The sequence below is a fragment of the Rhodococcus sp. RS1C4 genome, assembly GCF_002258225.1.
Taxonomy (GTDB): Bacteria; Actinomycetota; Actinomycetes; order Mycobacteriales; family Mycobacteriaceae; genus Rhodococcoides; species Rhodococcoides fascians_E.
The window spans coordinates 160,212-172,487 of the sequence record NZ_NOXZ01000051.1; the positions used below are offsets into that span (position 1 = coordinate 160,212).

The following is a 12,276-nucleotide window of genomic DNA, read 5'->3' on the forward strand; positions in this document are numbered from 1 at the left end:
TCGGAGGACGCCATGACCGAAACCGACCCCACCACCGACACAAACGCTGTCCCGCTCCACCCCAACCCATGGATCATCACGACCGCACCTGATCGAAACAGCTACACGATCGAATTGCCCAGCAGGGGGATCTCGTTCGCGATTGACGCCGATCTACGATTCCAGCTCCTCGATGCCCTCCACGACCCGGAAGAGCGATGATGGGCGACGCCACGGCCATCGAATGGACCGACGCAACCTGGAACCCGGTCACCGGCTGCACCGCAGTCTCGTCGGGCTGCGATCATTGCTACGCCCAAACCCTCGCTGAGCGGTTCCGCGGCACACCGGGGCACTACTTCGAGCACGGATTCGACGTCGAGATGCGCCCCGGCAAGCTCGACCAGCCGCTGCGATGGAGCCGGCCACGCCGGATTTTCGTGAATTCGATGAGCGACCTCTTCCATCCAGCAATCCCGGACGACTACATCGCCCGGGTGTTCGCGGTGATCGCGCTCGCCCGCCAGCACACCTTTCAATTGCTTACCAAGAGACCCGCTCGGATGCGGGCACTGCTCCAGTCCGATGCCTTCCGCCGCGCCGTCGACGACGCCATCGCTGGCGTCGTCGCAGCCTTCCGCCCCGCCGATGTCTGGTACCAGAGCTGGCCGCTGCCGAACCTGTGGATCGGCGTCTCGGCCGAAGACCAGAAGACTGCAGACCTTGCGAGTATGGGCGCTGCTGGACACGCCTGCAGCTCTTCGGTTCGTCTCTGCCGAACCGCTCCTCGGACCGATCGACTTCACGCGCCTACGACCCAGCAGAATCGGAGGAGCGCTGACTCGCGACGGGCTCCGTTCGGTCGAAGACTCGAAATGCGGCGGCGAGCGCGAACCAGCGCTTGACTGGGTGATCGTCGGCGGTGAGTCCGGCCGCGGGGCACGGCCTATGCATCCGCGATGGGTACGAGAGATCCGGGACCAGTGCACCGCTGCCGATGTGCCCTTTCTGTTCAAGCAGTGGGGCGAGTGGGCACCAGCGGAGGTGATCGCCAGATTCCGTGACTACCACCACTTCGACGACGGCACCGAAGTTCGACGAGTCGGCCGTAAGGCCGCCGGCCGGATCCTCGACCGACGGGTGTGGGACAGCGTGCCCGACGGAGCCGGACGATGAGTGGATCGCTCGACATCACGGCATCGGACTTCTTCTGCGGTGCCGGCGGATCCACGACCGGAATGATCGCCATCCCCGGGGTGAGGGTATCGGCAGCGTCGAACCACTGGGACAAGGCAATCGAGACGCACCAGTACAACCACCAGCACACCGAGCACATCCTCGCGGACCTCTCTCAGATCACTCCGAAGCTGTTTCCTCGCACGACAATCGGATGGTTCAGCCCCGAATGCACCTGGCACTCGAATGCTCGCGGGGCCAAGCGCCTCGCCGCGCAGATCTCGTTACTGTCCGACGACCTACCGTCCGAGGCCGCCGAGCGATCGAGGGCGACGATGTGGGACGTCGTTCGGTTCACCGAGTATCACCGATACGAATTGGTTTTCGTCGAGAACGTCGTCGAGATCTACTCATGGCCTCTCTACAGGCCATGGATCGCGGCGATGCACGCCCTCGTTTACGAACATCGCCTTATCTGCCTGAATTCGATGCACTCATGGACTTTTGGGACACCAGCGCCGCAGTCCCGCGATCGCCTCTATGTGTGCTTCTGGAAGGCCGGCAACCGGGCACCTGACTTCGAGACCGTGGTCCGTCCGCCGGCAACCTGCTCTCGCTGCGGGCCCGTGCGTGCGTTGCAGGCCTGGAAGAACCCAGGGGTGGCTGTGGGTAAGTACCGTAGCCAGTACTCCTACCGGTGCCCCGCACGTGCGTGTGCGGACACCGTGCTCGAGCCCGACTGGCTCCCTGCCTCGACCATCATCGACTGGACCAAGACCGGCCAGCGGATAGGGGACCGCACTCGTCCGTTGAAGCCGAAAACGATCGCACGAATCCAGGCCGGCATCGACCGGTATTGGGCAGCTCCGCATGCCGAGGACGCGAGAGAAGCCGCGGGCACGCTGTTCGAGTATCGGCAGGCAAGATCACGGCCGTCTGAGGGGCGGGCCCCGGTGTTCGAGCCGTTCGTGTCGGTGCTGCGGGGCCAGTCGAAGAATCATCGAACCTCGGAGGCGCTGTCGACCGTATCCGCGGGCGGCCGCCATCATGCGGTGATCACCCCGTTCATCGCAGAGCTGCGAGGTGGAGGTTCGACTGCGCGATCGGTCAGCGACGCTCTCTGCACCGTGACGGCATCGGGTAACCACCATGGCTTGGTCGTGCCCGCTGCCGCTCACCATCGAAAGTCCACACGCCGACCGATCGCCGTCGAAGACCTGTCCTTCAGAATGCTCGACGTACCGGAACTCAAAGGCGCAATGGGATTTCCGTCCTCGTACGTTCTACGCGGGGGAACCAAGCAACGAGACGTCCGGATGTGCGGTAACGCTGTGACACCGCCGACCTCGCGAGACCTAGTGGGAATTGGTATTCGGAGTCTAGAGGCCGACTGTTCGTGAACACCGCTCACTTTCTGCTTCAGCAGCTTCTTTGTGTCAACCGAACAGCGACGTCCATCCCGAACCGTGTACCTTCTTCATCTCGTTGTCGAAGTCGGTGACGTCCGAGACAGTGAGTACGTGGTGGTCAACCAGCCAACGACTCATCCCTGGATTGAGGCCATCTTCGCTTGCCCATGACAGCTTGTTGATATCGTCGAAATGCTTATCCATGACTCTGTGGAGATTCTTGAATACGCCTGTCTCGCTGATCGAGTAGCTTCCAAGCCACTCTTCTATCTTGCCTTTTCTGACGATTTTGGGATTCGAGAACCCGCCGATAATGAATTCATATTCACGAAAGGTCAACCAGAAAAGAGTGCTTTTGTGCTTGTCGTCGTGTAGCCATTCGCGCAGCGCCCGAGCAATGTGTTCGTTGGATGAAAGCTGTTCGATATGCTCGTTCGGTACGAAAGTCGGGATAAGATCCGAATTCGATGTGTCGGGGCCTGCTTCGGGCGTGTCGACCAGTACAACGTACTCGCGCTGGCGGCGGATGGCGTGGACTGCAAACGCTGGAGGTGGTCCAACCGCTATGCGGTAACGGGCACCAGGTTCTGACAGTGCAAAGCGATTGCCTTTGCGCTCATCGCGGGCGTCTCCTGATTCGCGTGCTTCTCTGGGTAATTGTTCGAGTACTGCGCCGTAGGTGTGGCTACCCAGTCTGTGTTCAGGTTCTGCTGCATCAAGTTTCACCTGCCTGTATGACAAACTGGATGACTTAAGCGGTACGCTCATCGCGACGTATACGGGGTACTCGCTGTGGTTGACCACGTGATATGCGCCCGTCTCCGTGTCCCGGACAACTGCGGGGCACCAGTTGTTGCTCAGTCTTGGGTCGCCCTCGAAATTGTTGAGTATGTATCTTGTGAATGGCGTGTAGATCGATTCGACGTGGAATCCGTGCTGTCCAGTCTCGAGAGGTGGAAGGACATAGGGCGCTTTCAACGGGATCCTCCTTGTTCCGGTTCAGCACTGGGTGACAGATGCGCCACGACCACGGTGATGTTGTCGGCGATTGTGCCGTGGCGTTTGTGCTCAGAAAGGGCCGCACGAACGAGTGCTTCTGCTAGTCGAGCGGGACTGGCATCCGGTGGCTGGGATCCGAGAACCTCACGTATGGCGTCTTCAGGGTCTCGATCAGGTGTGGTGTCCATTTGGGTGTGCGGGCCGGACCAGGCGTTGAGGAAGCCGTCTGTGACCATGATGTAGCGGTCATTGGCTACTGCTGGCTGGTGCCATCGAGACAACTTGTAGGTGTAGCCCGCTGGGGCGTCGGAGAAGAACCCGATTGCGTTGTCCAGGGCAGCGTGCTGATGCAGGGCTGGTGTCATCGCTGTGACGTGAACGGTGTCGTCGGCTGTGTCGGTGTGGGCACGAAACACCTGACTGTCTCCCACGTGCCCGCCGGAGACAGTGAAAGTGGAGGTGTCGAGTGTCAGGACGTCGAGCGTGGAAGGCGCGGCGAGAACCGAGCGTCCGCGGAGTCCTCGAAGTGCTTGATCAGTGGCGGCGAAGACGTCGTCGATAGGCGAGGTGGGCAGAAGGGTTCGTAGTGTCGCGCGTACGGTTCGGGCTGTGAGGACGCCGTCTTCGCCGCCGCCCGCGGCATCGGCAATCGCTGATGTGTGTCCTCGAATCAGGAAAACGTCGTTGTTGTGACGGCGGTCGCCCGCCGAGGTCTCCCCGGCTGCTTGGAGTTTGAGAGGCGCTGCTGCTGCGGGTGCCATTGCCTGCGTGGGTGACTCGTCACCGGCTGGTTGGGGAATAGGTCGTCCGAGTGTGTGGGGCAGGCTTTGTCGCACGGCGGGCGCAGCACGCTCGGTGTGTACCTGTCCGACGGGGATGGTCGGCGGGAAATGTTGCTCGCCGACGTACGTGACGCGATACACCGAAGCCCCCACAATCAGGACCGCGCCGTCGTGTATCTCGAACGGCGGTTGGCCTGCGTACAGGCGATGCCCATCGACGGTGATGGGCGCGCCGGACAACGCTGTCACCCACCACCGACGCGTCTGTGGGTGACGGACGAAGTGCGCACGCTGGCGTCTTGTTTTTCTATCGGTGACGACCGCTGTTTTACCTCGTGCGCGCCCCAACGTCACTGTTTCGCCTCGCAACTCGATGGGTGGAATATCGCTCGTGCCGCGCAGATCATGTAGAAAGACGCGCTGCGTGTTGTCGAGCGACGCCTTGCCGAGGCGGTCGGTGGTGGGCGTGTGCGAGACGGGTCTCAGTTCGACGGTTCGGGCAGCACCGTTTCGTGTGCCGCGTCGAGACGCCAACCACCACAGTCCGCAGCCGGCCAACAGCGCGGTAATGATCGCCATGCCCATCCGCCAATCGATCATCCACAATCCGGCCGCGATGAGAGCACCCACCGCGATGGTCCCGACTCGTCCGATCAGTGGGCAGTGCCGAAGTCGGTCGAGACGTCGCCGCAGCGAACGCTTCGACACGCGTGGCCGTGGAAACCGCCGGCCTGTTGACTTGATGGGCATCGGAACTCCGTTAGCGATTGATGGCGGGTGAGCGCGGCGCGTCCGGATCGTTGTCCGGTGGCAGGTAAGGGGGGTCGTCGGTCGGCACACTGTCGGGGTGCGGTGTTCGCGGCTGGTGCTGCTGTTGAACCAGATGGCCAGCATTGCCGATGACGTCCTGTTGCTGTTGTTGCTTGGGAGGTTTCTTGAAACGCGTGAAGTTACCGACCTGTTGGGCTGCCGGTATCGCGCCGCCTGCGTCTACGTGCAGAGCATCTTGTTTGACGAGTCGTAGCCATCGAATGAGCTGGTCCGCGCTACGTTCAGCTGCTTTCACACGTGCGTCGAAACTGTTGTCCGTCGGCACTACGTGGCGTCTTTCGGGTGCAGGGTCGAGGCATCGACGCAGCAAGTTGTCGAGACCTTCGGGTACAAACGGTGCGAACTTCGAAACCGGGGTGAGAGGCCCACTGCGCAGTCTGCGATATGAGTCCAAGGCCCTTTCGGCACGAGGGTTGCCGTTTTGGAAGTCGTTGAGGGTGATTCCTTGCTGTTCGGCCTCGTACAGATACGGCGGCTTCCCGGTGATCATCTCGTACAGAGTTGCGGCCCAGGCGTAGATGTCGGCGGCAACGAGGTGGGTCGGCCACAGCTGCCCTGCTGAGCCTTGCTCTGGTGGCGAGTAGAAGAGGCTTTGCAACCGCAGCCGTGAGCTGGTGTGTGCGGCCTCATCGAGACTGCGAGAAAGTGCCCAGTCGATGATCTTCGGGGTGCCGTCGTTGTCGATGCAGATGTTGGGGGGCTTCATATCCAGGTACGCGCGAGCCCCCTTCTCTCTTTTCGTCCACGACCAGGCCAGTGCGCTGAGTAGTCGTTCGGCGATCTGCAGTACCAGGGCAAGGTCGAAGCCCCCGGGCTCGTTGCCGTTGATTCGGGCGTCTTGAAATGTATTCAGGGTGTGGGGATATCGTCGGGTGACGATCACCATCTGGTCTTGGTAGATGTCCGAAAAGTAGACGTCTGCGACGGCGTCGTTTATCGACACGCCCAGTGCGGGAACAGCATCGAGTTCGGCGAGGCCTTGGGCCCGATCACGCTTTCGGAGCTTCCAGGAGCGGTCGGGGAGGTAGACCTTGATCACGTATTCGATTCCGTTGTCGGGACTGTCCTCGTCGACGGCGAGTAGAAGAGAACCGCCGTTGACGTGTCGCCAGAACTTTGTGATTCGCCAGTGCCTGTCGAGCGGGTTGTCGACTGTGTCGTCGGGAAACACATTGCCGATCTCGAGTCCGTACTCATCGCGCGGCGAAGCAGCAGGAGGTCTGTGGTTGCTTGCGCGCGGTGCCGGTGCCGGCGCCGGTGGGGGTTGCGGTTGCGGTGTCTGTGGGGGTTGCGGTGTCGGAGTTGGGGTCTCGCCGCTGAGGTCGTCGGGTTGTTGTTCACCTTGCTGTGCGTTGCGCGGGTGTTGTTGTGTGTATGGCTGGGTGGGGGTTGCGCGCGGACGGTGGCGGCGCTCTTTCAGGTGTGCAAACGCGGTCTTGAGATAGTGGTCGGCCAGATCCTTTGCGGCGGCGGAGTCGTCCGACAGTTTGTGCAGCGCTTCACGGGTCTGTGCGACGGCGTGCTTCGCGGCAGCGTCGGCCAGGGTGTGCTCGTGTTCTCGGGTCAGCGAGTCCATCCGGTTGCGGTGCTCGCGTTCGTCGAGGTCACCGGCATGGGCCACAGTGTTCGCCCGGTTGCGGTGCTTGCGGTCGTCCAAGTCGTATTGGGCGTCCGCTTCGCCCTTCGCGCCTTCGATTACTTGGACAGTGGTGCGGGCGCGCAGACGAGCTGCGTCCCGTCGCGCATTTTCCAGGTAGGGAGTGTGAGGGCCGAATAGTTTGAGCAGCAGTGGGGTGAGGTCGACGACAAGTAGCGTGACGATGATGACGATGTAGAACCATCTGTATCCGAGGTCGTCGCCGATGAGTCGGACAAGGGCTCTGTGGCGAGTCACAGCATTGGTGTCGGCGGCGTTGACCGCTTCGTATTTGGCGGCCTTCTCGTCGATTCGAGTCTGGCGGGTGCTCTCCAGCGTACGAACGAGGTCCTGCGCCTCTAGGGCCTTCTGCTGGCTGGTAATTGCAGTCGTGTCGGCTTGGTTGTACACGTATCTTCTGTTGCTTTCCGCGCAGATCTCCCGCGGGTCGCTCGGAAGTAGACAGTTCGCGCTGGGGGGACTGTCGCCGGCGTCAAGCGTGCCTCCAGTCCCCCGACGTTCATCCTGCCAATCAGCCTGGGCAGTCTCCCGGGTGCTATTGGCTATATCTCGAGCGTTTTCGGCGGCTGTGCGCGCATCTTTCGCATCGGCGATTGCTGTGTCGTACTCTGCGCCTATGGATGCTTTGTAGTCGGTGAGGTTGTCGGACTGGATGCTCGGCAGCTCCCGTTCGATTGCGGTGTTGAACATGCCGAGAGCGACCGATTCGGAGATGACGTAACCGACGACGACCGCCATCCCGATGCGTGCGAGGTAGAACCATGCCGAACGCCATGCTCGCCGAAGCCAGTTTTGGGGTCCGACCAATAGGTCGCCGTAGTCGATCGAGGTCATGATCCATCGGTCGACGCAGAATACGAACAGTGCCCACACGGCGGCAAGGACCCAGATGAACCAGTAGTTGAAGCGGTGCCCGACGTTGACTGCCCAGGCACTGGCCAGAACGCCGCCGAAGGCGATGGTAGGCACCAGAATCAGGATCCCGGCTTGGGCGGCAAGTTTGGAGGCGTCGGAATTGTTGTCGATCCACGGGCGGTGGAAGCCGCCGATCCGCAGCAACATTCTGGTGAGCCAACCGCAGTTGTTGTCGACGTCGAACTTCGGCTTCTGACGACCATCGGGCCCAGGGGGGTCCATGCCGTCGTCTTCCTTGGCCGAATTGTCGGGTGGAGGCGCGCCGCCGCTCATCGGATCATCGGGGTCGGCGGAGTCGACGCGTGAGCGGGGACGTCACTGCTCAAGGCGGTTCTCCTCCGAGTGTATTGGGCTAAGAAGTGTCGCACAGGGTCGGCGGTTCGGCGTGGCGAGAACAGCAGGTTCCGGTCAGCGGGCAGCATGGGCACCCGTTCGGTAGAACGTGGCGGTGTTCGTGCCTGATGTGGTGCCGAACGCGATGCGGTCGCCGTCGGCGAGTTCGGTCCATCTGCCGGGGGTTACACGCACTCCGTTGATCCAGGTACCGGTCTTGCTGTTGTCGGCACACCACCACACGCCATCGTTGGAACGCAGGGTGAGGTGATGTCGCGAGATGCTGGTGTCGGCGCTGATGGTGATGTCGCAGTAGGTGCCCCGCCCGACGGTTATCTCGGTACCGACGACGCGGTGCGCTCGACTATCGGGACCGACCAAGGTCGGTCCACGCCCGGGTGAGTCCGGGATGAGAGTTGTTGCCACCTGACTGTCGCTGGGGTGGAGGTCGGTTTGGTCGCCGTAGGCGCGTGTGGGTTCCACTGGGTGGTCGGACATCGGATGCGTGGAGCCACGCAGGGCGTAGTGGCGAGCGCGGACCTTCGGGTTGGAGACGATCTCGACCAGGGGCAGCATTCCGCTCGGAGTGTCCGCGGAGTAGCGGCGCGTGACATCGACGGCTTCGGCGGTGAGATGGGTGATGACGTCGTTGATATCGAAGTGATCGCTGAGGTCGGTGAAGTCGGCGGGATTCAGACCGACGGTAATGCAGTCGGGTAGATACCAGCGCCCGTCGGAGTGACGGAAGACGAGGGTGCAAATGTGTTCGCGGGCGTTGTCGCACAATGCAACTGGATTGCTGCGACCTGGTCGTCGCCATTCCCCGCGCACGAGATGCACAGCGGCGATAGCGACGACGGCGGTCATCACGAACAACACGGTTCCGCCGGTGAAACCGCACACAATCACGAAGATCAGCCACGCTATGCCGAACACGGTGGTTACCGCTCGAGAGTGGGGTGTCCATGCGCGGATCCATTGCAGGACTGCGACGGACGTGGCGCGCAGCTCATCGGAGGCTACGCGGATCAGATCGGTCATCTCCGGGTACTCCATTCGCTGTGACAGGTGGGGACTCTCCTAGGGGAGAACTTAAGGCGCACAGAGGTGGATGAACAGAGTCCGGAAGGTTGGTCAAGTCCAACCCTGAATGGGGTTGACAAGGAGCGAAAGTCGTGGACTAGAACCTCGACAGAGCCCGGGGTCAAGTGAAGTCTGGAATTCGTCACATCTCAAGTGGGTACCCCCAGGTTTCACGATGCGTCAGCCAGTGGGTCAGGGGCCGGACGTAGCGCGCTCAGCGCGCCCGTCAGAGGGCAGCGGCCGGTGACGACAACGAGCCCTCGAAAGGTCAACGCAGGGTGAGCTATGACGTCGTCGGGTGAAAGATCGGGCATCAGGTTCAGTGCCCGGGCAAGTACCATCGCCGACCATGGGTTGGGGCTGTGGTCGGCTCGGCAGTCGTCGCTGGTCCACACCGTGGCGGCGGCGACGTCGGTACGCACGATCCGGCTGCGGGCAGCGGTAGCGCGGAGTGCGTGGAGTACTTCCTCTGGTGTCTGATGACCGTCGGTTGTGGCTATGTCGAAAACGGTCACATCACGGTCTAGTCCAGGACGAACGAGGAAACCAGTAACAATATTCATTCCTGCATCGCACCGAATGAGTAACTGTTATAGCTAGTTGGTGTTGACCCACTTGACAGCCTGCGCGATATACGTTGGCGGACGTGCGTCCGTCCGGGCCGTTCGATTAGTTCAGCACGTACCGTCTGAAATGTAGCAAGTGGACGGTTGTGACCGGATCGTACCGCCCCTGTTGCCGAAACCGGACAGAGAACGGTTTCGGCAACAGCTGATCAGTTCGTATGCCGACGTACGGTCCGGGTACGAACTGCTCCTTCGACGTTATTGAATGCTCGTATTACCTGTGGATCGGCGAATGGTATGAGCTGGGTGAACAACACTCCTGCTGACGATCTATCGTTGTCGGTGTCGGCCCAGTAGTAGGTGTTCGCGCCCCCGGCCCATGCCATGGTTCCGACTGGGCGGCCTGCGGGTGTGACTTGCTCGTTTCGCATGCCGAGCAACGACCACGATGTGTTGATTCCTGGGATCAGGTCGATGTCGTGCGACGTTGCGTAATCAGCGGATTCGATGGTCCCGAAAGATGCTGAGTGGCTTCGTTGTGCGTCGACGAGGGTATCCGGCTGTAGGTACTGCACACCGTTCCAGGCTCCGCCGGCACTGAGCATGCGAAGGAACGTCAGGTAGTCCTGGGGTGTTCCGTACAGCCCGCCGCCGCCTGAGTGGAATTCTGGATCGGTGGGCAGCTCGAATGGTGTGGGTACCAGGCCGTGAGGTGTTTTCGTGTGTACATCCGCCAAGCGAGTGCGATCGGTGATTCCGAACGTTGTGTCGCGCATACCCAATGGGGAGAAGATCGTCTCGTGGAGGTGGGTTGCCAGGTCGTGTCCGGTCAGGCGGGTGATGGCAAGTCCCACCCATTCCAGGCCGGTGCCGTACATGGCGTTGGTGCCTGGGTGGTAGACGAGCGGGGCGTCGACGATCGAGGCGAGTTTGAGTTCGAGGCTCGATGGCACCTTCTTGTCGTGAAGATAGCGCGCGAGATCGGCGTGTAGGAACGAGTAGCCGGTTCCGGCTGTGTGCGAGAGCAGCATTCGTAGTGTGATGGGTCCTCGTGCGCGGACGAGCCGGGGCTGATCCTCGTCGTATCCCTCGAGGACGTACGCCGCGGCGAGTTCGGGCAACAGATCGGTAGTGGGAGTGTCGAGTTCGATGAGACCGCGCTCGACGAGTTGCAGTGCGGCGACGGCGACGATCGGTTTGGTCATCGATGCCAGCCAAGCGATGGTGTCGTCGGTCCATGGGTTTGTGCCATCACGTGTTCCCGCTCCGCCGGAGTACGTGATGCCATCGCGGTCGGCTGTCATGACGTAGAGGCCGGTGACCACTCGGTCGTGCACCGCTGTGGTCAGGATCGTGGAGATGGTGTTGCGCAGGGCTGATTGCCCTGATGGTTCTGGTGTCATGACCAGGTCATGGGGAGTTCGTCCACCCCATAGATGCCGATGGCGTGTTCTCGGAACTTGATGTCTTGCAGGGGTACAGCACGGTGGAGGGTTGGGATGCGCCGGAGCAGGGTGGGGATGGCGATTTGGAGTTCGAGTCGTGCGAGGGGCATGCCCAGGCATTGGTGCGGGCCGTATCCGAAGGTCAGATGTCGGTGCACTGGCCGGCGTAGGTCGAGGCGATCCGGGTCGGTGATCGCTGATGCGTCGCGGTTGGCGAGGTCGCCGGCGATGATGAGGCCGTCGCCGGCGGGGATGGTGATCCCGTTGATGTCGATGTCTTCTGTTGCGACTCGGCGTCGTCCGCCTTGGGGGACGGCGGTGTAGCGGAGGAGTTCTTCGATGGCTCCGGCGATTTCGTCGTGTGTGCGCATCGACAGGAGGGTGTCGCGCTGTTCGGGGTTTTCTGTCAGGGCCAGCGCACTGAGGGAAATGGTGTTGGAAGTGGTGTCGAATCCTCCGAGGAGCATCAGCATCCCGGTCATGGCTGCGTCGTGTTGGGAGATGTCACCGGTGGCGACGTGTTCGTGGGCGAGTTCGGAGAGCATGTCATCGCCGGGGTCTGTGCGTTTGACGGTCAGTAGCTGGTAGATGTAGTCGATCAGGCCTTGGCGGGCGGTTTCGGCGTCCTCTGCGGTGGCGTGGGGATCGATCAGGGATTTGGCGCTCGTTGTGAAGAACTGGTGGTCCGCGTAGGGCACGCCCAGCAGATGGCAGATCACGGTGCACGGCGCGGGTAGCGCGAAAGCTTCGAGGAGGTCGACAGGTCGCGGCCCGGCAAGCATTCGGTCGATGAGGTCGTTGACGAGATCTTCGATCGGAGTGCGCATCGCCTCGATGCGTTTGGCGGAGAACGGTTTGGCCACGAAGTGGCGTTGACGGGTGTGCTCGGGGGCGTCCATGGTCAGAAATCCCAAGCGGTGCATGAATTTACTGGGGGTGGAGTGGGGATAGTTGGGGTGCTCGGGTACGGCGCTGAGGCGTGGGTCGCGCAGCAGTGTCCGTGCTTCGTCGTACCCGCTGATCAGCCAGGGGGTGCTGCCGTCCCAGATCTGCGCGCGTGTGATCGGTGAGTCATTCTGTACTGCACGCAGTTCCGGTGAC

9 protein-coding genes and 1 pseudogene are annotated in these 12,276 nt (G+C 61.7%); 3 read left to right on the forward strand and 7 right to left on the reverse strand.

Going from position 1 to position 12,276, the window contains the following annotated elements; translation table 11 throughout:
• Window positions 1–12 precede the first annotated feature (12 nt).
• The 3 genes and pseudogenes from CH289_RS26955 to CH289_RS26965 all read left to right on the forward strand — a co-directional run bounded on the left by CH289_RS26955 (window position 13) and on the right by CH289_RS26965 (window position 2,555).
• A complete protein-coding gene (locus CH289_RS26955; protein ID WP_139278549.1) occupies window positions 13–201 on the forward strand; it encodes a hypothetical protein in 189 nt (62 codons plus the stop codon).
• A pseudogene (locus CH289_RS26960) lies at window positions 201–1,155 on the forward strand (DUF5131 family protein). Before CH289_RS26955 ends, CH289_RS26960 begins: the two are co-directional and overlap by 1 nt.
• A complete protein-coding gene (locus CH289_RS26965) occupies window positions 1,152–2,555 on the forward strand; it encodes a DNA cytosine methyltransferase (protein WP_032364842.1) in 1,404 nt (467 codons plus the stop codon). Before CH289_RS26960 ends, CH289_RS26965 begins: the two are co-directional and overlap by 4 nt.
• Window positions 2,556–2,591: 36 nt before the next feature.
• Here CH289_RS26965 and CH289_RS28090 read toward each other — a convergent pair whose 3' ends face one another.
• The 7 genes from CH289_RS28090 to CH289_RS26995 all read right to left on the reverse strand — a co-directional run.
• Entirely contained in the window at window positions 2,592–3,290 is a 699-nt protein-coding gene (locus CH289_RS28090) for a hypothetical protein (protein ID WP_141214628.1), read from the reverse strand.
• Window positions 3,291–3,538: 248 nt separating this feature from the next.
• The gene (locus CH289_RS26975) at window positions 3,539–5,095 is read right to left on the reverse strand and encodes a SpoIIE family protein phosphatase (RefSeq protein ID WP_170945381.1); all 1,557 of its coding nucleotides are present in this window, start codon (window positions 5,093–5,095) and stop codon (window positions 3,539–3,541) included.
• A 10-nt stretch (window positions 5,096–5,105) separates the two neighbouring features.
• Window positions 5,106–7,970 (reverse strand): DUF4407 domain-containing protein, encoded by a 2,865-nt coding sequence (locus tag CH289_RS26980; protein ID WP_170945382.1) that lies wholly within the window; start codon window positions 7,968–7,970, stop codon window positions 5,106–5,108.
• Between the two features lie 186 nt (window positions 7,971–8,156).
• Window positions 8,157–9,122, reverse strand: a complete 966-nt coding sequence (locus CH289_RS26985; protein ID WP_032364845.1) for an FHA domain-containing protein — start codon at window positions 9,120–9,122, stop codon at window positions 8,157–8,159.
• Between the two features lie 212 nt (window positions 9,123–9,334).
• Window positions 9,335–9,679: a hypothetical protein gene (locus CH289_RS28095; protein WP_032364846.1), complete on the reverse strand. Its 345-nt coding sequence runs from the start codon at window positions 9,677–9,679 to the stop codon at window positions 9,335–9,337.
• Window positions 9,680–9,939: 260 nt separating this feature from the next.
• Window positions 9,940–11,133: a serine hydrolase domain-containing protein gene (locus CH289_RS26990; RefSeq protein WP_052049303.1), complete on the reverse strand. Its 1,194-nt coding sequence runs from the start codon at window positions 11,131–11,133 to the stop codon at window positions 9,940–9,942.
• Window positions 11,130–12,276: cytochrome P450 (locus CH289_RS26995; RefSeq protein ID WP_256977588.1), on the reverse strand; the 1,147-nt coding region annotated here is incomplete at its 5' end. The genes CH289_RS26990 and CH289_RS26995, both read right to left, overlap by 4 nt.